This is a genomic window from Paraburkholderia caffeinilytica, from assembly GCF_003368325.1.
GTDB classification, from domain to species: Bacteria; Pseudomonadota; Gammaproteobacteria; order Burkholderiales; family Burkholderiaceae; genus Paraburkholderia; species Paraburkholderia caffeinilytica.
On sequence record NZ_CP031467.1, the window covers coordinates 1,700,295 to 1,723,584 of the forward strand.

23 protein-coding genes are annotated in these 23,290 nt (G+C 62.6%); 14 read left to right on the forward strand and 9 right to left on the reverse strand.

Annotated elements, in window-relative coordinates; translation table 11 throughout:
* The first annotated feature begins 99 nt into the window (after positions 1-99).
* On the forward strand, positions 100-1,224 hold the full coding sequence (locus tag DSC91_RS23700) for a DUF748 domain-containing protein (protein WP_115781132.1): 1,125 nt from the start codon (positions 100-102) through the stop codon (positions 1,222-1,224).
* A 119-nt stretch (positions 1,225-1,343) separates the two neighbouring features.
* On the opposite strand, the gene DSC91_RS23705 is transcribed toward DSC91_RS23700, so the two are convergent.
* Genes DSC91_RS23705 through DSC91_RS23715 form a run of 3 tightly spaced genes read right to left on the reverse strand, consistent with a single transcriptional unit; the run spans position 1,344 to position 4,089 of the window.
* Positions 1,344-1,967, reverse strand: a complete 624-nt coding sequence (locus DSC91_RS23705; RefSeq protein WP_115781133.1) for an HAD family hydrolase — start codon at positions 1,965-1,967, stop codon at positions 1,344-1,346.
* A 33-nt stretch (positions 1,968-2,000) separates the two neighbouring features.
* Positions 2,001-3,815 carry an aminopeptidase P family protein gene (locus DSC91_RS23710; protein ID WP_115781134.1) on the reverse strand — a complete coding sequence of 605 codons (1,815 nt, stop codon included), beginning with the start codon at positions 3,813-3,815 and terminating at the stop codon, positions 2,001-2,003.
* Positions 3,816-3,834: 19 nt separating this feature from the next.
* Positions 3,835-4,089, reverse strand: coding sequence for a hypothetical protein (locus DSC91_RS23715; protein ID WP_115781135.1), 255 nt, complete (start codon positions 4,087-4,089; stop codon positions 3,835-3,837).
* Positions 4,090-4,293: 204 nt separating this feature from the next.
* Between DSC91_RS23715 and DSC91_RS23720 the strand changes: the two genes are divergently transcribed.
* From DSC91_RS23720 to DSC91_RS23750, 7 genes are all read left to right on the forward strand, one after another.
* Entirely contained in the window at positions 4,294-5,004 is a 711-nt protein-coding gene (locus DSC91_RS23720; protein ID WP_115781136.1) for a response regulator transcription factor, read from the forward strand.
* 62 nt (positions 5,005-5,066) lie between these two features.
* Positions 5,067-6,353, forward strand: a complete 1,287-nt coding sequence (gene hemA, locus DSC91_RS23725) for a glutamyl-tRNA reductase (protein ID WP_115781137.1) — start codon at positions 5,067-5,069, stop codon at positions 6,351-6,353.
* A 122-nt stretch (positions 6,354-6,475) separates the two neighbouring features.
* Entirely contained in the window at positions 6,476-7,558 is a 1,083-nt protein-coding gene (gene prfA, locus DSC91_RS23730; protein WP_115781138.1) for a peptide chain release factor 1, read from the forward strand.
* Between the two features lie 6 nt (positions 7,559-7,564).
* Positions 7,565-8,407 carry a peptide chain release factor N(5)-glutamine methyltransferase gene (gene prmC, locus DSC91_RS23735; protein ID WP_115781139.1) on the forward strand — a complete coding sequence of 281 codons (843 nt, stop codon included), beginning with the start codon at positions 7,565-7,567 and terminating at the stop codon, positions 8,405-8,407.
* 114 nt (positions 8,408-8,521) lie between these two features.
* Complete coding sequence (gene grxD / locus DSC91_RS23740; protein ID WP_115781140.1) at positions 8,522-8,833, forward strand: Grx4 family monothiol glutaredoxin; 312 nt, start codon at positions 8,522-8,524, stop codon at positions 8,831-8,833.
* Positions 8,834-8,900: 67 nt separating this feature from the next.
* The gene (locus DSC91_RS23745) at positions 8,901-9,500 is read left to right on the forward strand and encodes a UbiX family flavin prenyltransferase (RefSeq protein WP_115781141.1); all 600 of its coding nucleotides are present in this window, start codon (positions 8,901-8,903) and stop codon (positions 9,498-9,500) included.
* Between the two features lie 222 nt (positions 9,501-9,722).
* Positions 9,723-10,508: a DODA-type extradiol aromatic ring-opening family dioxygenase gene (locus tag DSC91_RS23750; RefSeq protein WP_115781142.1), complete on the forward strand. Its 786-nt coding sequence runs from the start codon at positions 9,723-9,725 to the stop codon at positions 10,506-10,508.
* 143 nt (positions 10,509-10,651) lie between these two features.
* Here DSC91_RS23750 and DSC91_RS23755 read toward each other — a convergent pair whose 3' ends face one another.
* Complete coding sequence (locus DSC91_RS23755; RefSeq protein ID WP_115781143.1) at positions 10,652-12,247, reverse strand: APC family permease; 1,596 nt, start codon at positions 12,245-12,247, stop codon at positions 10,652-10,654.
* 582 nt (positions 12,248-12,829) lie between these two features.
* Here DSC91_RS23755 and DSC91_RS23760 point away from each other — a divergent pair.
* On the forward strand, positions 12,830-13,033 hold the full coding sequence (locus DSC91_RS23760; RefSeq protein WP_007180251.1) for a cold-shock protein: 204 nt from the start codon (positions 12,830-12,832) through the stop codon (positions 13,031-13,033).
* A gap of 111 nt (positions 13,034-13,144) precedes the next feature.
* On the opposite strand, the gene DSC91_RS23765 is transcribed toward DSC91_RS23760, so the two are convergent.
* Complete coding sequence (locus DSC91_RS23765; protein ID WP_115781144.1) at positions 13,145-14,395, reverse strand: Hsp70 family protein; 1,251 nt, start codon at positions 14,393-14,395, stop codon at positions 13,145-13,147.
* 190 nt (positions 14,396-14,585) lie between these two features.
* On the opposite strand from DSC91_RS23765, the gene DSC91_RS23770 reads away from it, so the two are divergent.
* A complete protein-coding gene (locus DSC91_RS23770) occupies positions 14,586-16,061 on the forward strand; it encodes an MFS transporter (RefSeq protein ID WP_115781145.1) in 1,476 nt (491 codons plus the stop codon).
* A 92-nt stretch (positions 16,062-16,153) separates the two neighbouring features.
* Here DSC91_RS23770 and DSC91_RS23775 read toward each other — a convergent pair whose 3' ends face one another.
* Together DSC91_RS23775 and DSC91_RS23780 are read right to left on the reverse strand one after the other, a co-directional pair.
* Positions 16,154-16,747, reverse strand: a complete 594-nt coding sequence (locus DSC91_RS23775; protein ID WP_175172121.1) for a nitroreductase family protein — start codon at positions 16,745-16,747, stop codon at positions 16,154-16,156.
* A gap of 185 nt (positions 16,748-16,932) precedes the next feature.
* Complete coding sequence (locus DSC91_RS23780; RefSeq protein WP_115781147.1) at positions 16,933-18,216, reverse strand: MFS transporter; 1,284 nt, start codon at positions 18,214-18,216, stop codon at positions 16,933-16,935.
* Between the two features lie 152 nt (positions 18,217-18,368).
* On the opposite strand from DSC91_RS23780, the gene DSC91_RS23785 reads away from it, so the two are divergent.
* Both DSC91_RS23785 and DSC91_RS23790 read left to right on the forward strand, forming a co-directional pair.
* The gene (locus tag DSC91_RS23785) at positions 18,369-19,010 is read left to right on the forward strand and encodes a TetR/AcrR family transcriptional regulator (RefSeq protein WP_115781148.1); all 642 of its coding nucleotides are present in this window, start codon (positions 18,369-18,371) and stop codon (positions 19,008-19,010) included.
* A gap of 84 nt (positions 19,011-19,094) precedes the next feature.
* Positions 19,095-19,649, forward strand: coding sequence for a DUF1415 domain-containing protein (locus DSC91_RS23790; RefSeq protein WP_115781149.1), 555 nt, complete (start codon positions 19,095-19,097; stop codon positions 19,647-19,649).
* 41 nt (positions 19,650-19,690) lie between these two features.
* Here the strand turns inward: DSC91_RS23790 and DSC91_RS23795 are convergent, their stop codons facing one another.
* Positions 19,691-20,533: a class I SAM-dependent methyltransferase gene (locus DSC91_RS23795; RefSeq protein WP_115781150.1), complete on the reverse strand. Its 843-nt coding sequence runs from the start codon at positions 20,531-20,533 to the stop codon at positions 19,691-19,693.
* 385 nt (positions 20,534-20,918) lie between these two features.
* On the opposite strand from DSC91_RS23795, the gene DSC91_RS23800 reads away from it, so the two are divergent.
* Positions 20,919-21,239, forward strand: coding sequence for a type II toxin-antitoxin system HicA family toxin (locus DSC91_RS23800; RefSeq protein ID WP_074282059.1), 321 nt, complete (start codon positions 20,919-20,921; stop codon positions 21,237-21,239).
* 92 nt (positions 21,240-21,331) lie between these two features.
* Here DSC91_RS23800 and DSC91_RS23805 read toward each other — a convergent pair whose 3' ends face one another.
* A complete protein-coding gene (locus DSC91_RS23805) occupies positions 21,332-21,541 on the reverse strand; it encodes a DUF1059 domain-containing protein (protein ID WP_115781151.1) in 210 nt (69 codons plus the stop codon).
* Between the two features lie 475 nt (positions 21,542-22,016).
* On the opposite strand from DSC91_RS23805, the gene DSC91_RS23815 reads away from it, so the two are divergent.
* Complete coding sequence (locus tag DSC91_RS23815) at positions 22,017-23,288, forward strand: TIGR03862 family flavoprotein (protein ID WP_115781152.1); 1,272 nt, start codon at positions 22,017-22,019, stop codon at positions 23,286-23,288.
* Positions 23,289-23,290: the final 2 nt, after the last annotated feature.

Consider the following 23,290-nt stretch of genomic DNA (forward strand, 5'->3'; position numbering starts at 1 on the left):
AGTTTGGCGGCCCGCTCGTCGGCTGATGAGCGGGCAGTTTTGCGGGTCCTTTTTTTGCTGACGGTGTTGCGAACCCAGCGCGGCGACGAGGAGGCACGCATGGCGATTTCGCAGAGCAAGCGCTGGGCCATTGCCGTCGGTGGCGTGTTACTCGTGTTAATTGCCGTCGCGCTCGGTGCGCTGCAGTTCGCGCAGCGCGAAGTCAAGGAACGCGTCGTTGCAGCGCTCGGGCCATTAGGCAGCGCCGAAAGCATCCGGGTCGGCCTCACTTCGGTCCATCTCACCAACGTTCTGCTCAAGGCGCCGCCCGGCTGGCCCGCCGGCGATCCGCTACGCGCCGACGAAATCATCATCACGCCCGATATCCGCGATCTGCTCGCGCAACGCATGCATATCCGCAGCGTGGTAGTGCGCGGCTTCGACATCGCCGCGCTGCGAACAAAGGACGGTGCGATCCGTCTGATGCCGAATCTGCGGCAAACGATCAACCGCGTCAACGACAACGAGGCCAGCAGCGCGGCACCCTCCGGCTCGCGCGAAAAGCGGGTTGACCACATTCGCTTCGAGCAGGGCAACTTCCATTTCTACGACATGACAGTCGGCCCACCGGCATTCAAAGTGACCGTCAGCAACGCCAACGCGACTGTCGATCACCTGCATCTGCCCGCGCTCACCGAACCGACCAATGTCAGCGTCACCGGCTCGATCAAGGGCCCGGCGCACACGGGCACCGTTGCGTTCGGCGGGTGGATCAAGATTGCCAGCAAGGATTCACAGACCACCAGCACACTGCGCGACGTCGACGTCGCGATGCTGGATCCATACCTGCTGAAAAAAACCGGCGCGAAGGCGCAAGTGACGGGCGGCACGGTCGATCTGACGATCGACTCGACGGTGCGCAACTATCAGCTGCACGCACCCGGCACGGTGACCCTCCATCATCTGCAACTCGCCGACAGCGACAACCCGCTCGACACCTTCATGTCGATTCCGACCAAAGCGGCCATCGCCGCACTCAAGACGCACAACGGCGACGTCACGCTGCATTTCGTGCTGGATGGGAATTTGCGCGACCCGAAGTTTTCGGTGCAGGAAAGTCTGATGACGCGCCTTGGCGCCGGTTTTGCGAATGCGATGGGCGTAAGCGTCGAAGGCGTGGCGAAGGGCGCCGGGGAGACCGTGAAAGGATTGGGTAACGCGTTGAAGAATCTGCTCGGTCAGTAGCCAGACGCTGGTCGAGGCAGGCGGGGTCGTTCGTTAGTCGTTAAAGTGGAAACGCCCGCTCGCCGCTTAAATCATGATGCCCTGTGACCCGGCACGCCTCTAAACCCGGCCGCCCACGCTTAAACCGGCAATCCTAAGTCGCGTAGTTTCGCTTCGGTCTGCCCGGCGTTCACGTGATGCACGCCGTGCCAGCCGAGCGCCGTCGCGGCCTCGGCGTTTTTCAGATTGTCGTCGATGAAGACGAGTTCGCCTGGATGAATGCCCGGCAGTTGCGCCTCGATCCGCTGACGCATTTCCGCGAAGATCGCCGGATCGGGCTTGACCAGCTTCACCCGCCCCGACACGACGATGTCGCGGAAACGCCGCAACACCGGGTAATGTTCCCACGCATACGGAAACGTCTCCGCCGACCAGTTGGTCAGCCCAAAAAGCGGCACATCGGCGGCCTCGAGCTTCTCCATGATCGCCACGCCTTCTTCCAGCACGCCGGCCACCATCTCGTGCCAGCGCTCGTAGAACGCGTGGATCAGTGCAGCATGATCGGGAAATTTCGCGATCAACTCGTCCGTCCCCTCGGCGATCGGCTGGCCGCCGTCCTGACGGATCACCCAATCCATCGAACAGACATGTGTCAGAAACCAGCGGCGCTCTGTTTCGTCCGGAATAAGCTCGCGATACAGATACTCGGGGCTCCAGTCGATCAACACGCCGCCGAAATCGAACACGACTGCTTTGATGGCCATGCACGCTCCGTCAGTAAGGTCGTGGCGACGAGATCAGACAGGTTGCGTGCGCAATTCCAGCCACGCCTTCGCCTCACCCGAAACATGCGGCGACAGGCGCGCGCGCACCGTCTCGTGATACGCGTTGAGCCACGCGCGCTCGTCGTCACGCAACAGCGAGAGGTCGAGGCAGCGCGTGTCGATCGGGCACAGCGTCAGCGTCTCGAACTTGAGAAAGTCGCCGAACTCGGTTTTCTCCGCGGGCACGTTCAGCACCAGGTTCTCGATCCGCACGCCCCACTTGCCCGGCCGGTAGAGACCCGGTTCGACCGAGGTGATCATGCCTTCTTCCATCGCGGTCCACGGTTCGGCCGGCGCGTAGTGCGAAATCACCTGCGGACCTTCGTGCACGTTCAGGAAATAGCCCACGCCGTGACCGGTGCCATGACCATAGTCGGCGCCGGCTTCCCAGATCGGCGCGCGGGCAATCGCGTCGAGCATCGGCGAACGGATGCCGCGCGGGAATTTCGCACGCGACAACGCCATGGTGCCTTTCAGCACGATCGTGAAATCGCGCCGCTGTGCCTCGCTGATGGTGCCGACCGGCACGACGCGGGTGATATCGGTCGTGCCGCTCAGATACTGCGCGCCCGAATCGATCAGCAACAGGCCGTTGCCTTCGATCAACGAATGCGATTCATCGGTCGCGCGATAGTGCGGCATCGCGCCGTTCGCGTTGAAACCGGCAATCGTGGCAAAGCTCAGCGACACGAAGCCCGGACGACGCGCGCGGGCTGCCGTCAGGCGCTCGTCGATCGTCAGTTCGGTGATCGTTTCACGGCCCAGCGCGCCTTCGAACCACGCGAAGAATTCGGCGAGCGCCGCGCCGTCCTGTTCCATCGTCTCGCGCACATGCTCTGCTTCCGCTTCCGTCTTGCGCGATTTGAAGAACGTGGACGGATTGACCGCCTCGACGACCTCCACCGTGGACGGCACCGACTGCAGCGAGCCATAGGTAATCCGGCGCGGGTCGATCAACAGCGTGCTGCCGGCCGGCAACGCGGCCAGTGCATCGGCCGCCTTTGCGTAGGGCTCGACGCTGATGCCGTCACGCGCGAGCGCATCGGCCAGCGCTTGCGGCACCTTGCCGTCGGCGACGAAGAGCGACGCGCTTTGCAGACCGACCAGCGCGTGCGCCACGAATACCGGGTTGTAACTGACGTCGGCACCGCGCAGATTCAACAGCCATGCGAGGTCGTCGAGCGTGGAAATGAAGTGCCACTGCGCACCCTTCTCCGCCATCGCACCGCGAATCTGCGCGAGCTTTTCCGAACGGGCGACGCCCGCATGCGGCGCGGCATGTTCGAACACGGCGGCGGCCGGCAGCGACGGGCGCTGCGGCCAGATCGCGTCGAACAGATCGACGTCGGTGCGCAGCTTCACGCCGCGTGCGGTAAGCGCCTGGCTCAAAGCACGCGCCGCCGACACACCCAGCACCGCGCCGTCCACACCGACCGTGCCGCCGGTCGCGACGTTCTGCGCAAGCCATTCGAAATGCGGCGCGGTCTGCTGGCCGCCGGTCATCTTCATCAACTGAACGCCGGTGCCGGCCAGTTGCGCGTTGGCTTGTTCCCAGTAGCGGCTGTCGGTCCATACGCCGGCGAAATCGGCGGTCACGACCAGCGTGCCGGCCGAGCCGGTGAAACCCGACAACCACTCCCGGCCTTGCCAGCGCCCGGGTAGATATTCGGAAAGATGCGGATCTGCGGACGGCACCAGGTAAGCGGCGACGCCTTCACGCGCCATCGCGTTGCGCAATGTCGCGAGCCGTTCGGGGATGGAGGAGGTTTCGGGGAGTCGGGCATTCATCGGAGTCACCTGCAAGTATTCATCGACGGGAAAGCAAGCCGACCGTCACGGCAACCGCGACCAGCGCGACGGCGGTACATACCGGCCATTCGAGCGTATCGCCATCATGAAAGAGACCAACCACGTTGCCGGCCATGCGCGCGACACCCGCGCCCAGCACGCCGGTCAGTAGCGCCACCCACCATTGGGCACGGCTCGACCGGCGTAGCGGGTGCAACCACCAACCCGCGAAACCGATCACCGCGCCCAGCACCAGGATTCCGGGCCACCCCATCAGGGGCAACTCTCGCGCAGTTTCAGATTCGTCTCATGGGCGCAAGGGGCCAGGACAGCTAGCATTTTTGTCTCGTTAACTATAGAGGTTCGGCACGGCGCTTTCCGCATAGCGGATGAGTTTAGGGGTCGGGGTGATGTTAGGCAAGCTGTAAGCCTTACGGAGAAACCTAGCCCCGGGTAATTGCCAAGCTGAACGCGCCCCATGCGAATCGCCCTTATCGAGCCGGACCTTCGGCACGCCACCCTGGTCGACCGGCTGATCTTCGCCGGCGGCCATGCGTGCCAGCACTTCACAGCGAGCGCGCCGTTTCTGCATCGCGCCACCGACGAATTCTTCGATCTTCTCATCACTGAAAACTGGGCCGGCGATCATTCGGCCGAAGACCTGATTCCGCGCGCCCGCTCGATCCTGCCGAGCTTGCCGGTGATCGTGCTGCTGTCGGAGCCACGCGAGAGCCAGATTGTCGCCGCGCTGCACGCCGGCGCCGACGACTGCCTGACCAAACCGGTCCGCGGCCCGGAAATGCTGGCCCGAGTGGACGCGCTGCTGCGGCGCGCTGGCTTGCGGCGCCCGTCCAACCGGCGGCGCGACACGATCGGCGACTATGCGTTCGACGCGGCGCAGTTCGCCGTCACCTTCCGTAATCAGACGGTCAGCCTGACCCCGAAGGAATTCCGCTTTGCGCTGCTGTTATTTACCAATCTGTCGCGGCCGGTGTCGCGTGCGCATATTCTCGAAGCGGTCTGGACGCGCCGCCGCGACGTACAGTCGCGCACCGTCGACACCCATGCTTCGCGCGTGCGAACCAAACTGCAGTTGCGGCCCGAGCACGGGTATTGCCTGACACCGCTGTACGGCTATGGCTATCAACTCGACGCCATCCCGCCGGACGCCATTGTGAGGGCTGGGTAACGCATCCACAATGTAAGAATCGTGGAAACGCTATAATATTGAGCTAAACCATAGCCCCCCATATGCAGCTTCTAACGATCGGAATCAATCACCACACCGCGCCTGTCGCCTTGCGCGAACGCGTGGCGTTTCCGCTCGAACAGATCAAACCTGCGCTGGATACCTTCAAGAGCATCTGGCTCGGCCGCACCGCCCGCACGGCGCCGGAAGCGGCGATTCTGTCCACCTGCAATCGCACCGAACTCTACTGCGCGACCGACGACCACGCCGCGCGTGAAGCCGCGATCCAGTGGTTCTCGAAGTACCACAACCTGCCCGTCAACGAACTCGCGCCGCATGTCTACGCGCTGCCGCAGTCGGAAGCCGTGCGCCACGCGTTCCGCGTCGCCTCGGGCCTCGATTCAATGGTGCTGGGCGAGACGCAAATCGTCGGACAAATGAAGGACGCCGTGCGCACGGCGTCCGAGGCCGGCGCGCTCGGCACCTATCTGAACCAGCTGTTCCAGCGCACCTTCGCTGTGGCGAAGGAAGTGCGCAGCACGACCGAAATCGGCGCGCAGTCGGTTTCCATGGCGGCCGCCGCCGTGCGGCTCGCGCAGCGGATTTTCGACAAGGTCTCGAACCAGCGTGTGCTGTTCATCGGCGCGGGCGAAATGATCGAGTTGTGCGCGACGCACTTCGCGGCGCAGCAGCCGCGTGAACTCGTCGTCGCCAATCGCACGGCCGAGCGTGGCGCCCGCCTCGCCGAACGCTTCAACGGCCGGGCCATTCCGCTCTCCGAACTGCCCGCGCGCATGCATGAATTCGACATCATCGTGTCGTGCACGGCTTCCACCCTGCCGATCATCGGTCTGGGCGCGGTCGAGCGGGCCGTGAAAGCGCGCCGTCACCGGCCGATTTTCATGGTCGATCTGGCTGTTCCGCGCGATATCGAACCCGAAGTCGGCAAACTCGAAGACGTGTTCCTGTACACCGTCGACGACCTCGGCGCGATCGTGCGCGAAGGTAATGCGTCGCGGCAAGCCGCAGTCGCGCAGGCCGAGGCGATCATCGAAACGCGCGTGCAGAACTTCATGCAATGGCTCGACGCGCGCAGCATCGTGCCCGTGATCCGCCACATGCATACGCAGGCCGACGTGCTGCGCCGCGCCGAAGTCGAACGCGCGCAGAAAATGCTCGCACGCGGCGAGGACCCGGCAGCAGTGCTCGAGGCGTTGTCGCAATCGCTCACCAACAAACTGATCCACGGCCCGACGCACGCGCTCAATCGCGCGAGCAGCGAGAACCGTGACACGCTCATCGAATTGATGAGCGGTTTCTACAAACACTCCGGTTCTACGGAGCGTTAGCGGCGCAACCACCGCCGCACCGTCCGCGCCACACTGAGTGGCCCGCGACATGCTTCTGACCAGGGCATCTGCCCACTCCCCTAGTCGTCGTCTTTGCCGGAGTCCGCTCCGATACCCGTCCGATGAAAACGAGCATGCAACGCAAGCTCGACCAGCTCACTATCCGGCTGGCCGAACTGAACGATCTGTTGAGCCGCGAGGACATCACCTCGAATCTCGACCAATACCGCAAGCTCACGCGTGAACACGCCGAGCTCGGGCCGGTCGTCGAGCATTACGCACTGTGGCGCCACGCGATGAACGACGCGGCGACCGCGCAGGAATTGCTGGCGGACACGTCGATGCGCGACTTCGCGGAAGAGGAAATCCGCACGGCTCGCGAGCGGATGGAAAAACTCGGTGCCGAATTGCAGAAAATGCTGCTGCCGAAAGACCCGAACGACGATCGCAACATCTTCCTCGAAATCCGCGCCGGCACGGGTGGCGACGAATCGGCGCTGTTCGCGGGCGATTTGCTGCGCATGTACCTGCGCTTCGCCGAGCGCAATCGCTGGCAGGTCGAGATGATGTCGGCGAGCGAATCGGACCTCGGCGGCTACAAGGAAGTGATCGTGCGGATCGCCGGCGAGGCGGCCTATTCCAAGCTCAAGTTCGAGTCGGGCGGCCATCGCGTGCAACGCGTACCCGCCACCGAAACGCAGGGCCGCATTCACACCTCGGCGTGCACGGTCGCGGTGATGCCGGAAGCGGACGAAATCGGCGAAGTCGAAATCAATCCGGCCGATCTGCGCATCGACACGTTCCGCGCGTCTGGCGCGGGCGGACAGCACATCAACAAGACCGACTCGGCGGTGCGCGTCACGCACTTGCCGACGGGCATCGTCGTCGAATGTCAGGACGACCGGTCGCAGCACAAGAACAAGGATCGCGCGCTGAAGGTGTTGGCCGCGCGCATCAAGGACAAGCAGTCGCACGAGCAGCAGGCGAAGGAAGCCGCCACGCGCAAGAGCCTGATCGGCTCGGGCGATCGCTCGGAGCGGATTCGCACCTACAACTTCCCGCAAGGACGTCTGACGGATCACCGGATCAATCTGACGCTGTATCGCCTGGACGCGATCATGGACGGCGATCTCGACGAATTGATCGCGGCTTTGGTGAGCGAGCATCAAGCCGAGTTGCTGGCATCGCTGGGCGACGCGGACTAAGCGCGGATGGATCCCATCACGCCCGCCGCGCTGTTGCGCGCCTCGCCGCTGCCGTCGCTCGAAGCGCGGATTCTGCTCACGCACGTGCTCGGCTGGCGGCATACGCAATTGATTACACGCAGCGATGAGGCGCTCGACGGCACCATAGTCGAGCGATACCGGAATCTGGAAGCGCGGCGTGTCGCCGGTGAACCGGTGGCGCAACTGGTCGGCGTGCGCGAATTTTTTGGGCTTGATTTCGAAGTGACACCGGACGTGCTGATTCCACGTCCCGAAACCGAATTGCTGGTCGAAACGGCGTTGGCTGCAATGGAAAACGTCTCACGGCCGCGCGTGCTCGATCTGGGCACCGGCACCGGTGCGATCGCCGTGGCCATTGCGTCGATGCGGCCCGACGCGCCGGTCTGGGCGCTCGACCGTTCCGCCGAAGCGCTGACGGTGGCCACACGCAACGCCGCGCGCCTGCTGGATGCCAAACGCCCCGGCGGCGCCGTGAACCTGCGGCAAAGCGACTGGTACAGCTCGCTCGACACGGCGTTGCGCTTTGACGTGATCGTCAGCAATCCGCCGTATATCGCGAGCGGCGATCCGCATCTGTCTGAAGGCGATCTGCGCTTCGAGCCGCGCGGCGCGCTCACCGACGAAGCCGACGGCCTCAGCGCGATCCGCAAGATCGTCGCGGGCGCGCCCGCACGTTTGGCCGCCAATGGCGTATTGTGGATCGAACACGGATACGATCAGGCGCAGGCCGGGCGCGACCTGCTGACGTCACAAGGTTTTGCAGACGTCCGCTCGGAGCAGGATCTCGCCGGCATCGAGCGAATCAGCGGCGGACGGTGGCCCGGCTGACCTCGATGTCCAGCCCTGATTGCCGAAGTGGCAAAGCGACCCTCGGCCGGTCTTACCGAAATCCGCTATCATTTCAGCCTACTCCCTACACATAACGGAACCGCAAGGTCAGTCATGGATACGCAACAACGCATCAAGCAAATCGTCGACGAAAACAGTGTCGTGCTCTTCATGAAGGGCACCGCCCAGTTCCCGATGTGCGGCTTTTCCGGCCGCGCCATCCAGATTCTGAAGGCGTGTGGCGTTAACGAAATCAAAACCGTCAACGTGCTCGAAGACGACGAAGTCCGCCAGGGCATCAAGCAGTTCTCGAACTGGCCGACCATTCCGCAGCTCTACGTGAAGGGCGAATTCGTCGGCGGCTCGGACATCATGATGGAAATGTACGAATCGGGCGAACTGCAGCAACTGTTCGCCGCGGCTTAAGCGGCTGCCGCTGTCCGAACCTTTGCTGTCCTCCGCTTTGCCGTCCTCCGATAAGGCGCCGCGAGCCATGGAAACACGCGCTGCAGCGCCACGCCGGCTGATCGTCGCGATCACCGGCGCAACCGGCGCCATCTACGGCATCCGGTTGCTCGAGACGTTGCGCAAGCGGGGCGGCGTCGAAAGCCATCTGCTGATATCGAGTGCCGGGTGGCTCAATATCCAGCACGAACTCCAATTGAGCAAAGAAGACGTGCATCCGCTCGCGGATGTCGTCCATTCGGTGCGCGACGTCGGCGCAAGCATCGCATCAGGTTCGTTCGCCACCGACGGCATGGTGGTCGCCCCCTGCTCGATGAAGACGCTGGCAAGCGTCGCACACGGTTTTTCCGACAACCTGATCACCCGCGCCGCCGATGTCACGCTCAAGGAGCGCCGCCGGCTCGTCCTTCTCGTGCGCGAAACGCCGTTCAACCTCGCGCATCTGCGCAATATGACGGCCGTCACCGAAATGGGCGGCGTGATCTTCCCGCCCTTGCCCGCGTTCTACAACCACCCGGCCTCGATCGACGAAATGGTCGATCACACGGTGGCGCGCGTGTTGGATCTGTTCGCGTGGGGACCGGCCATGTCGCCCGCATGGCAAGGGTTGCGCGACACGCAGGAGTAATTCGCCAGGCGACGTGCCGCCACGATGTGTAGGGCGAAGGCAGGCACCGCATGGCCGTGGCCTCACGAGCGGGACGACCGACACCCGAAAATCGCTCCACTCCCATTAATAACAGCTGCGACACAATCAATTCCGTTTTCACCCGTTTATCAAACGTCGGTACGGACCTATATTGATAGCAACCCCACTTCTGCGCCGCGCTCCCGCGGCGGCGTTGCTGCCATGACTCGCTTACCGTCGCTATTCCTTTCCCACGGCGCGCCTACGCTGCCGATCGATCCGTCCCTGCCGTCCGCCGAATTCGGCGCGCTGTCGGCGCAATTGCCGCGCCCTGAGACCGTGCTGATGCTGTCGGCCCATTGGGGCACGGCGCAACCGGTTGCGAGCACGTCCACGTCGCCCGAGACCATCCACGATTTCTACGGCTTCCCGCGCCAACTGTATGAGATTCAGTATCCGGCTCCCGGCGCCCCCGATCTGGCACGCCGTGCCGCGGTGCTGCTCGGCGAAAACGGCATCCTCGCCGACGCCCAGCCGCACGGGCTCGACCACGGCGCGTGGGTCCCCATGCTGCTGATGTTCCCGGACGCCGACGTACCGGTCGCGCAACTGTCGATCCAGCCGCACCTGGACGCCGCCCATCACTTTCGTGTGGGTCGCGCGCTGCGCTCGCTGAAAGATGACGGCGTGATGGTGATCGGCTCGGGCCAGATCACGCACAACCTGCGCGCCGCGGACTTTTCCGCGCGCCCGGAAGACGCCGATCCGCGCGTGGCCGAATTCACCGACTGGTTCGAGGCCAGGCTCGCCGCGCACGATATCGACGCCTTGCTCGACTACCGCCGTCTGGCGCCGCACGCGGTCCTGATGCATCCGACCGACGAGCACCTGCTGCCCGTGTTCGCGGCACTAGGTGCGGCGGACGACGACTATTCGCTGGCGATTCAGTCGCTCGGAACCTATCAGCGCTCGCTCGCCATGACGAATTACGTGTTCGGCACCGCCTGACTCGACGCCAATGCGGCGCCGTCGAAGCGCCACCGCAAGGTCAAACCTGCGCCAACAAAAAAGCCCGCCTGAGTTGCTCAGGCGGGCTTTTTTTCGTGCCGGGCCGAATCACGACGATTCGGCGAACGACTCAGCGTTGCAACTTAGTGTGCGCCGATGCCCTCGAGCACTTCGTCGTGCGTCTGACGTTCCTCGAGGTATTCCGAACGGTAGCCGCTATGCACGCCCCAGTAATAGAACACCAGCGAGAGCACGGCCACCACCAGCATGTCCCAGCCGTACGGCAGAATGCCGTAGCCGCCGAACTCCTTGCTACCGATCAGCGACAGAATCGCCATCACCGGCAGGTAGGCCACAAGCCACCATGCAGCCTTCAGGTCACGCCCCCAGCCGCCAAAACCCGACTTCGCCTGGAAATAGAAGTACACCGGCAGCGCGACGACCATCAGCAGAATGATTTCGCCCGTCAGCGGCCATTTCGCCCAGTACAGGATCAGCGACGCGCACACGAAAGCGAACGGCGCAATGAGTTGCATGCCCGGAATGTGCAGCGGGCGCTCCAGATCCGTCGCCGCGCGGCGCAGCGCCATCAGGCTGATCGGGCCGGTCAGGTACGAAATCACGGTCGCAACCGAGATCACCGCGGCCAACGAGCTCCAGCCACGGAAGAAGAACAGGAAAATAAACGACACCAGCAGGTTGAACCACATCGCCTGACGCGGCACGCCGTAGAACGGGTGCACGTTGCCGAACATCTTCGGCATCGTGTTGTTGCGCTCCATGGCGTAGATCATGCGGGTGGTGGTCGCCATGTAGGTCGTGCCGGTACCGCTCGGGCTGACGAACGCGTCGACGTACAGCAGGATAGCCAGCCAGTTCAGGTTCAGCGCGATGGCCAGTTCGGCAAACGGCGAAGCGAAATTGAAGTGGCTCCAGCCCTTCATCACGTCGCTCGGGCTCACTGCGCCGATGTACGCGACCTGCAGCAGCACGTAGATCACCAGCGCCAGCAGGATCGAGCCGATCACTGCGAACGGCACGCTTCTCGCCGGATTGCGCGCTTCACCCGCGAGGTTGATCGGGCTCTGGAAACCGTTGAAGGCGAACACGATGCCGCTCGTCGACACGGCTGTCAGCACAGCCGACCAGCCATACGGTGCAAAGGTACTCACCTCGCCGAAGTTTTCCTTGTGGAAACCCGACAGCATCAGGCCAGCGATGGTCGCACCCGGAATCAGGAACTTGAAGACCGTGATCGCCGAATTGGCGCGCGCGAACAACTTCACGCCCCAGTAGTTCAGCAGGAAATAAATGATTACGAGAGCGGCGGACAGTAATAGCCCATTGGTCGTTAATGACCCGTCCACGAATAGCGCATGCGCCCATGGATACGGCCAGGTGCTCATATATTGGATGGATGCTTCAGCCTCGATAGGAATCACCGAGACAATGGCGATCCAGTTGGCCCACGCACTGATGAACCCGACCAGCGCGCCGTGCGAATAGCGCGCATAACGCACCATGCCGCCTGACTCCGGGAACATCGCGCCGAGCTCCGCATAGGTCAATGCAATCGCAAGAATCACGACCGCCCCGATGACCCATGCACAAATGGCAGCCGGGCCTGCAATTTTTGCGGCCTTCCACGCGCCGAACAGCCAACCCGATCCGATGATTGAACCCAAGCCGGTCAGCAACAGCGCGACCGGTCCGATGTTCCGTTGTATAGAACTTTTCACTTCTTCTCCTGTGTCGACCAGAGCTGGCGCTGTAGCTGTCGGCCAGAGTCAGCGCTTTAGCGCTTACTCTGGTCCCATGCAAAGCACTTACACTGGTCCCATACACCGTATGTCGGCCGGAGTGAGTGCTTTAGCACCTAGTCCGGTCCCATGCAGATTGCATCAGAACCATGTCGACACCGCGTGACATCGCTTGTGGCGCTGGGAACGGGGTGACGTACATGTATACGCGACGGCCCGTACCAACCAGGTGCAACCGACGCGGGCGCGTAGTTTAACGGTTGCACCCGCACAGTGCAGCGGAACTAAGGGTTCTCCCTAGCAAAATTCTCGGACGAATAGCAAGCTTCGTAAGCAATTTTTGCACCATTCCGTCGAAATATTGTAAAGTTGGGATGAGAGTGTTGACCTTCGCCCGAAATCGCCGTATAACGTTCGGGCAGGATTTCAAGCGGCGAGTGAATTGGTCTTTCGTAGTTCGCCCATCAACGGTACTCCGGTTGGTCCCATTACCCCCTTCCTTGATTTTCATGCGCACCCATTGGGCTTCGGCCTTATTTACCATCTTTAGGAACAAGTAATATGGAAACCGGTACCGTCAAGTGGTTCAATGACGCAAAGGGCTTTGGCTTCATCACGCCGGACGGCGGCGGCGAAGATCTGTTCGCGCATTTCTCGGAAATCCGCACGGAAGGCTTCAAGACGCTGCAAGAAAACCAAAAGGTTACGTTTGAAGTGAAGACGGGCCCGAAGGGCAAGCAAGCTGCCAACATCAAGCCGGTGTAAGCAAGCACGCTTCCTTCTGGACGCAAAAAACCCCGCCTTGGCGGGGTTTTTTTATATTCGTCGCCACTACATGCGGCGATTATCTCCGCAGTATGTGTTTGATCAATCCGGTTATCCAAACAGACGCCGCGCGTGAATACCGAGACCGGTCGCGACGCTGGCGAGACGATCTCCGAATACCGCTTTCGCATCCGGAAATGCCGCGGCCAATGCGCCCGATAGAAACGCCAATCCGGTTGAGCCACCCGTGAAATAAACGGCGTTGACGTCGCGCGGAGCCACGCCGGCCGCCTGGACCGTATCGCGCGCCGCTTGCACGATGCGCTGTGTCTCGTCCTGACCGGCCTTGATGAGTTGCGCTTCGTCGAATGCAAGGCGCAGATCGTCTTCCACCTCGTCGAGGTCGATCACGGTCTCGCCGCCCGCCGCCACACCGATCTTCGCTTCTTCCGCATGGGCCGCCAGCGCATGGCCCAGGCGGCGCTCCACGACACGCATCAGGCGGTCGTGATGTTTGACCTCGGTGAACAGATGCCGCATGAGCGCGAGTTCGCTGACGCGCTTCGGTGCGTAGACCGTGTTGATCAGGTGCCAGGTCGCCAGATCGAAATAGATGCGGTTCGGAATCTCACGGCCTTCCGGGTCGAGCGTCTGATAGCCAAGTTCGCGCAGGATCGTGACCAGTTCGACGCGACGGTCGAAATCCGTACCGGCAACGTGCACACCGTGGTGGGCCAGCACGTCGTCTTTACGCTCGACGCGCGTCATCCGCTCCGGCCCCACCCGCACCAGCGAAAAGTCCGATGTACCGCCGCCGATGTCGGCCACCAGCACGAGCCCCTCTTCCGTCAGATGCGATTCGTAGTCGAATGCGGCCGCGATCGGCTCATACTGAAAGTGAATCTCCCGCAAGCCGACTGAACGCGCCGCAGCTTCGAGTTGCTGCTGCGCCATGTGATCGGCACGCGGATCGTCGTCGACGAAGAACACCGGGCGGCCCAGCACGGCGCGGCTGATCGGACCGCCGGTGCTCGTCTCGGCCGAGCGCTTCAGGTGGTCGACGAAAATTGCGATGATGTCCGTGTACTTGATCGCCGAGCCGTCGCCGAGATCGGTCGAATTCTCGGCAAGCGGTGAGCCGAGAATACTTTTCATCGAGCGCATCAAACGGCCGTCGAAACCGTCGATGTAAGCCGCCAATGCCGCACGCCCGAATTCGCGGGTGTTCTCGTCGGTGTTGAAAAAGACGGCGGTCGGCAGCGTCGTATAGGCGCCCTCGACCGGCGCAAGCCTAAGCGCAGCGCCGTCAGGAACGGCGACGGCCGAATTGGAAGTACCGAAGTCAATCGCGCAATAGTTCATGGCAGGAATCGCCGCTCACGGCTGGCGCGGACAGAAAGGGGAGCGGCTTTGTATCACGAAAGCCCAATCAGCATCAACTGACGCTTTCCGGGACGCCCACAATCGTGTCCAGAGCCCGCTCGGCGGAACAAAAATTGCTGAATTCGACAGGATACGCCACCAATTTTCAGCAATGAGGAGACTTGCACCAATGAGCGCGCCGCCTAACGCCGTGGTCCACGAGAAAAACGCCGCTGTGATCGAAACCGACCTGCCCTCGCGGCTCGACCGTTTGCCATGGGGACGCTTTCACTCGCTGATCGTTGTGGCGCTGGGCGTGACGTGGCTGCTCGACGGTCTTGAAGTGACGCTCGCAGGCGCCGTCGCGAGTGCGTTGAAGTCTAGCCCATCGCTGCACCTGACCAATGCCGACGTCGGCCTCGCCGGCAGCGCCTACATTGCCGGCGCCGTGCTCGGCGCGCTCGGCTTCGGCTGGATGACCGACCGGCTCGGCCGTCGCAAGCTGTTCTTCATGACACTCGCGGTGTACCTGGCGGCTACCGCAGCGACCGCTTTTTCGTGGAATCTGGCCAGTTTTCTGCTGTTTCGCTTTCTCACCGGCGCCGGTATCGGCGGCGAGTATACGGCGATCAATTCGACGATTCAGGAGTTCACGCCCGCACGGTTGCGCGGCTGGACCGATCTCGGCATCAACGGCACGTTCTGGGTCGGCGCAGCGCTCGGCGCGGCGGGCTCCTTGATCCTGCTCGACCCGAATCTGCTGCCGGGCGACTGGGGCTGGCGCGCCTGTTTCTTCATCGGCGCGGTGCTGGCGCTAGGGATTCTGCCGATGCGCATCTGGGTGCCCGAAAGTCCGCGCTGGCTGCTGACGCACGGCGGCGAACGCGATGCGCGCTCGATCGTCGACGGCATCGAAACGCGCTTTCGCACCGCCGGCCATGCACTCGCCGACGACGGCCTCACGCGGCTAAGACTGCGGGCACGCGGACACACCCCGCTGCGCGAGGTGTTTCACACGCTGTTCAACGTGCATCGACAACGCGCGCTGGTCGGCCTGTCGTTGATGACCGCGCAGGCGTTCTTCTACAACGCGATCTTTTTCACCTATGCGCTGGTGCTGACCGATTTCTATCAGGTTCCGGGCGACCATATCGGCTGGTATCTGTTGCCATTCGCGCTCGGTAACTTCCTCGGACCGCTGGTGCTTGGCCGGCTTTTCGACGTCATCGGGCGACGCAAGATGATCGCCTCGACTTACGCGCTGTCCGGCATCCTGCTGACGCTGAGCGGCTACCTGTTCGAGCAGCATCTGCTCACCGTCGTGACGCAGACGATCGCGTGGATGGTGGTCTTTTTTTTCGCCTCGGCGGCAGCGAGCTCGGCATATCTGACAGTCAGCGAATCATTTCCACTGGAAATCCGCGCCTTGGCGATCGCGGTGTTCTACGCGTTCGGTACGGCGCTGGGCGGCATCATCGGCCCGGCGTTTTTCGGCCGGCTGATCGATACGCATCAGCGCAGCGAAGTGTTTTTGGGCTATCTGGTCGGCTCGGGGCTGATGCTCGCCGCTGCGGCGATCGCCGCGATCTGGGGTGTGGATGCGGAGCGCAAGCCGCTTGAGCATGTGGCCGCGCCGCTTTCGAGCGTCGCGGACAACGTGGAATGAATGACGCTGCTTGAGCGAAGCAGACGACTCAGAATAGAAAAACGCGCAGTCAGCGCCGCGCGTTTTTTACCACTACCCAAGCTGCAAGACGCTCAGAACGCCTTCTTCCACCCACCGCCATAAGCAATATCGGCCAGCGGCAGACGTTGACGCACCGACTTCTCGCGCTCACGCAGCACCGGATCGAGTTTATCGACGTCGCCGTAGTGGCCGAGCGAAATGATGGCAATCACGTCGACGTCGTGCGGCAGTTTGAACGCCGTGCGGAACGCGTTCGGGTCGAAGCCGCTCATCTGATGCGCGGCGAGGCCGAGCGCATGCGCCTGCAGCACCAGCGCCATCGCCGCGGCACCCGCGTCGTACGGTGCGCAACGGTTCACTTCGCCCTTGCTGGTGAGCGTGTGCGTGGTCACCGCGATCAGCACCGGCGCCGACGCATTCCAGCCCTGATTGAACGGCACCAGCGTGGCGAAAGCCTGCTTGAACGAGACTTCATCGACGCCACGGTCGAATACGAGGAAACGCCACGGTTGCGCGTTATACGAAGACGGCGCCCAGCGTGCCGCTTCGAGTACTGCTTGCAGATCCTCGCGGCGCACCGGCTCGCTCGAATACGCACGCGGGCTCCAGCGACCTGCAATCAACTCGTGAATGGCAACTGCGGTAGGGGCGGGTTTGTTGGTCATGCGCTTCTCTCGGTCGAAATTCATGATCGACGGGCGGCTGCCCGGGGTGTCATAGCATAACCGGGCTGAGCCTCTCGCGCGCCAACTCGTGTCAGTTAGTTTTCACGTGGGCTGCAATGGCAAACGGCCTCGTATGAGGCCGTTCGCGCAGGTTTGCTTCGTTCACCGTGCACACGGGCGCAGCGTCACGCCGCTTGCGGCTCCGGCACCTTGGCCGGCCGGTTGATCCGCAGCACGATCACCGCGGCAACCAGACACAACCCGCCGGAAATCATCGATGCGACCGTGTACGTGCCGAGGCTCGCGCGCAACATGCCCGCACCGAGCGCCGCGAAGGCCGCGCCGAGCTGGTGGCCGGCGACCACCCAGCCGAACACGACCGGCGCCGAATCCTTGCCGTAGACATCGGTCGCGAGACGCACGGTGGGCGGCACCGTGGCGATCCAGTCGAGTCCATAGAACACCGCGAACAACGGCAGGCCGAAGAAGTCGATGCCGAAGGCGTGCGGCAGATACATCAGCGACAAACCACGCAGACCGTAATACCAGAACAGCAACACGCGGCTATTGAAGCGGTCCGACAGCCAGCCCGACAGTGTCGTACCGAACAGATCGAAGATGCCCATTGCAGCAAGCAGGGAGGCGCCCTGCACTTCGGTCATGCCGTAGTCGCCGCACATTGCGATCAAATGCGTGCCGACATAACCGTTGGTGCTCGCGCCGCAAATGAAGAAGCTGAAGAACAGCAGCCAGAAATCACGCGTCTTGCTCGCCATCGCGAGTGTGCCGAAGGCGATTGCCAGCGGATTCTGTTTCGTCACCGAGGTGGAGATCGGCGCGTCGGCCGGTTCGCCGAACGGGCGCAGCTTCATATCCGCGGGCCGCTCCGGCAACAGGAACGCAACCAGCGGCAAAACGATCGCCGCCGCGCCCGCGACGACCCACACCACCTGGCGCCAGCCGTAATGCTCGGCGATGGCCGCGAGCATCGGCAGGAACACCAGTTGGCCGGTCGCCGAACTGGCCGTGAGAATCCCCATCACCAGCCCGCGATGCGTAGTGAACCAGCGCGTCACCACCGTCGCGGACAACGACAGCGCCGCCACACCCGTCGAGCCGCCAACCATCACGCCCCAGATCAGAACCATTTGCCACGGATGCGTCATCAGCGACGACAACGCCACACCCGCGGCCATCGTGCCGAGCGCGGCCAGAAGCGTGGGACGCACGCCAAAACGCTGCATCGCCGCGGCGGCGAACGGCCCCATCAGGCCGTAGAGCGCGATGTTCACGGAGATCGCGAGCGAAATCGTCGCTCGGCTCCAGCCGAATTGATGCTCCAGCGGCACCATCATCACGCTCGGCGTGGCGCGCGTGCCGGCCGCCGCCAGCAGCACCAGAAACACCACCGCCACGGTCAACCAGCCGTAATGGAAACGTCCGCCAATCAGTCTCGCTGCCCAGTTCATCGGTTCTCCAATCGACGCCCGCCCGCAGGCCGCGCCGCTCGCATTGTTACGACTTCGGTAAAGGACTTGTGACTGATCTGTCACAATGGTGTTGCGATCTTAGTTACTGCTCGGTAACATGTCAAGGCATCAATTCAATTCAGGTGGCATCCATGTCCGACAGCGAAACATCCAAGCCAACCGGCGCACGGCGAGCACGCAGCACGCAGACGGCCGGCCCGGAGGCGCAGCAGCATCTGCTGCGCGCCGCAGACGAACTGTTCTATCGCGAGGGTGTGCGCTCGGTCGGCGTCGACGCGGTGGTCGAGCGCGCGGGCGTGAACAAGATGAGCTTGTACCGCCAGTTTTCCTCGAAGGACGAATTGGTGCTGGCGTATCTGGAGCGCAAGGACGAGCAGTTTTTCGGCTACGTGGAAAAGAGCTTTGCAAAGCATCCGGGCGAACCGGCCAGGCAGCTTCAGCAATATTTCGACGACCTGGCGGTGCGTGCATCGGTCGACAACTATCGTGGCTGCCCGTTCGTGAATGTGTCGGTGGAGTTTTCCGATGCGACGCATCCGGCGCGGCAATTCGTGTTTCGCAACAAGGAACGGTTGATGGCGCGGCTTCTGGAATTGGCAACCGCGGCAGGCGCCGACGATCCGGCGGCGTTGGCAAACGGACTGGGTCTGATGATCGAAGGCGTATACGCGGCCAGCCAGACCTACGGCCCGGGCTGCGGACCGATCCTTGCCGCCCCGAAGGTGGCGGCGCAGTTGATCGCCGCGGCGTGCGGCGGGACGCAAGCGGGTTGAGGTTTCGTCGTCGTGTTGCGGCCAGGTGCGGATCGGTGCCGTTCCGCACCGTTAGAATGGCACTTTCCTCTTTCGCTGCTTGCCATGTCGTCGCCCGCCGAATCTCATGATGCTGTTATCGCCGCCACGCGTCATTGGCTGACGCAGGCCGTGATTGGGCTGAATTTGTGCCCCTTTGCGAAATCCGTGCATGTGAAAGGGCAGATTCGCTATGCCGTAAGCGACGCGGTGGAGATGGAAGGGGTCTTGGCCGATCTCGAAACCGAGATTCAGACGCTCGTCGCGGCGAATCCCGATGCGCTGGACACCACGCTTCTGGTTATACCGCGCGCGCTCGGCGATTTTCTCGACTATAACGATTGCCTGTTTTTTGCCGAGAGGATGATCAAACAACTACGGCTGGAAGGCATTATTCAGATTGCCAGCTTTCACCCGAATTATCAGTTTGAAGACAGCGAACCCGACGATATCGAGAACTACACGAATCGGGCGCCCTATCCGATTTTGCATCTGCTTCGCGAGGATAGTATTGAACGGGCGGTTCAGGCTTTTCCCGATGCCGAAGCTATTTATGAGCGGAATCAGGAAACCCTTCGGCGGATTGGTCTTAAAGGCTGGAATGAATTGATGAAAAGGTAGTGCGCGCGGTGGCGGTGAAAAAGCCACCGCCGCGGGACGGATCAGGCTGGGACAAAGAACCGCTCTTTCAGCTCCTCGATCCCGAGCGTCTCCATCACCTCATTCAGCCGTTCGGCCGGCCGCCGTCTCGGCAAGTCCTTGAACTGGGCAATAATCAGCTCATTCTTCATGGAATGCTCCCACCCCACCAGCTCGGTCACACTCACCTGATATCCATGCGCTTCCAGCTGCAGGCAGCGCAGCACATTGGTAATCTGGCTTCCAAATTCCCGGGTATGCAGCGGATGCCGCCAGATTTCGGTCAGCGCATTTCCCAGCGATTTACCCTTGTTCTGCCGCAAGACGCCCGCCACCTCGGCCTGGCAGCAGGGCACCACCACGATGTACTTCGCACGCTTTTCCAGAGCAAACCGGAGCGCGTCGTCAGTTGCCGTATTGCACGCGTGCAGCGCCGTCACGATATCGATCTGCGCCGGCAAACGGTCTGACGTAATCGACTCCGCCACCGACAAATTCAGGAACGACATCCCCTTGAAGCCCAGCCGGTTGGCCAGCTCCTCGGATTTCGTCACGAGGTCCTCGCGCGTCTCGATGCCGTAAATGTGCGATGCCCCACCAGCGGCGCCCTGAAACTCCTTGAAGAAAAGGTCATACAGGATAAAACCTAGATATGACTTGCCCGCGCCATGGTCGACGAGCGTCACCGCGCCCTGCTGGTCCTTGAGGTCTTTCAGCAGCGGCTCGATGAACTGGAACAGGTGGTAGACCTGTTTCAGCTTGCGGCGGCTATCCTGGTTCATCTTGCCGTCGCGCGTGAGGATGTGAAGCTCCTTCAACAGCTCGATGGACTGGTTCGGACGGATTTCGTGGGTTTTGCTGGACATCGTGGGAACCGCCACCGATTGCAACGCGAACGTGCGACAGATGACGGAAAAAAGGAAAAGTTGCTGTCAGTTTACCCAAAGCGCGGCCCGCTTACCTAAGGGGCCGCGTCGACCCTGCGAGAAATGCCACAAACCTGGAACACTTCCTGCTCAAAAGACGATATGCGGGACGTTTGCCGACGTGGCTTGAAAGTATCTTGCGGGCCGGCTCACCCGAAGGCGTAAGCCGCGTCGCGCATAACAACAGACTGTCGGCCGTGACATCGGTCACGCGAACCGAATTCATGTGGGGAGGACGGTCCCGGAACACGGACCGAACGTTACGTAACCAGCAGCGCGCCACGATCTCAAACGGACGCGCGCCGGGATAATAGAAGAGGCAGCGATGGACACGGTACCCAACGGAAACGTCGAGCAGAAGTTTCAGGAAATGCTGGCGAAGCTCACCGCCGCCCCTGCGTGGTCGGAAAAGCAGCAACTCGAACTGGAAATGGCCCGCGACATCTCGACCGAAATGCTGCGGCTGGCCGAAGTCATGCGCGATGGCAGCGTCGACATGGAGACGTGCCTGACGATGCTCAAGTACGCGAAAGTACTCGACTTCGTGATGACAACGCTTGCTTCGCGCCGCGACATCAAACCGCAAACGCTGCGGGTCATTTTCAAGCTGGCCGGACTGAAGGTGGATGAGGCCTATCCCGGCTAGCACGCTCACGCAACGCCGCGACCCGCACAAGCGGCGCGCTGCCCGCTCGTGCTGGTCAGCCGGCCTCCATCCTCAAGGAAAAGGACAGCGAATCACGCGCGCGGCGCCTCGACCGGTGGCGTGCCCTCGTGAAAGAGCGTCTTGAGCTGCGCGCGCAGTTCCGGCGAATCCGTATGTTTGTGCACCGCGACGGCATGCTGCACGGCTGCGTCGAGCAACTCGCTCTCGCTGTCGGCGGACAGCGCAACGGTGCAATTCGTTTCGCTCGGAAACTCGCGACAGTCGATGTATTTGCGAGTCATGGCAATCTCCTTGATCAAACGTCGAAACATCCGGACAAACCGCGGACGCGCAGACTACGTCGCCCGCCGCGACGCGGCTGCGTTGGCTACGTCGGGCGAAATGAAAGCGGTGCGGTAGTTTGACGCGGGGAAGAAGCGGGCTGCGTCCGGTGGAAGGTATTTGAAAAGTATAGTTCGCGCGGTTGAATAGCAAAGGATCGAACGTGAGCGCAGGGGATTGCGGCACGCCCGAACCCGGCGCTTTTTTTGGCCGCTAGCTCGTTAGGCTGTTCGCGGGTGGCGGGTGGCGGGTGGCGGGTTGAAGGTTGAAGGTGGCTGGCGATAGGTCGCAGGTCGCAGGTCGCAGGTCGCAGGTCGCAGGTCGCAGGTCGCCCAGTTTGCCCTGCGTTGCCGGCGGTGTGAAAATAGCGCCCTTCGCGCCGCCTGATTGTCAGATCAGGCCAACGCGCCGTCCCCCGCTCATCCGCAGGACCGCATGTCATCCTCCTTCGCTTTCGCCCGCGTCGCCGTGATCGGCGGCGGCCCCGCCGGCTTGATGGCCGCCGAGGCGCTCGCCCGGCACGGCGTACAAGTCGACGTCTACGACGCGATGCCATCGGTCGGCCGCAAATTCCTGATGGCGGGCAAAGGCGGTATGAACATCACGCATTCGGAACCGCTCGAACCGTTTCTTGGCCGCTACGGCGCGCGGCGCGAACAGATCGCGCCGCTACTCGATGCGTTCGGTCCCGACGCCCTTCGGGCCTGGTTGCAAGGGCTTGGCGTCGAAACCTTCGTCGGCAGTTCGGGGCGGGTTTTTCCGACCGATATGAAAGCGGCGCCGATGCTGCGTGCGTGGCTGCATCGGTTGAGAGAAGCCGGTGTGCGATTCCACATGCGCCACAAGTGGACCGCCTGGGACAACGATGGCGGCGACACCGCCGCACACACGTTGCGCTTCGACACACCCGACGGCGAGCAACGCGTGATTTGCGATGCCGTGGTATTCGCACTCGGCGGCGCAAGCTGGCCGCGGCTCGGATCGGACGCTGCCTGGGTGCCGCTGCTGAGCGCGCGCGAGGTGCCGGTGGCGCCGTTGCGGCCCGCGAACTGCGGCTTCGAAGCGGACTGGAGCCCCTATCTGCGTGAGCGTTTCGCCGGTCAGCCGGTGAAATCGGTGGCCATCACGCTGACCGATGTAGACAATAATGTCCACAATCGACAAGGTGAAATACTTCTAACCGAAACCGGCCTCGAAGGGAGCCTGATTTACGCGCTGTCGGCAGCCATCCGGGAGCAGATTCTCGCCGACGGCGACGTCACGATCACGCTGGACCTGGCGCCAGGCTTGACGTTGGAGCGTGTCGTGGCCGAAGTCACGCGACCGCGCGGCTCACGCTCCATGTCGACTCACCTGCATGGCAGAGTCGGCATTGGAGGCGTCAAGCTGGCCTTGCTGCACGAGATTCTGTCGAAGGAAGCCTTCGCCGATGCGAATGGCCTCGCGCACGCAATCAAGGCGCTGCCGGTGCGGCTCACGCGCGCCCGGCCTATCGCGGAAGCCATCAGCACGGCGGGCGGCATCCTCTTCGAGGCGCTGGACCGACATTTGATGATCCGGCATCTGCCCGGCGCGTTCTGCGCGGGCGAGATGCTCGACTGGGAAGCGCCGACCGGCGGCTATCTGCTCACGGCCTGCTTCGCCAGCGGGCTGGCGGCCGGACGCGGCGCATTAGCGTATCTCGAGGCGCGCGGCTTCCCGGTCTGACA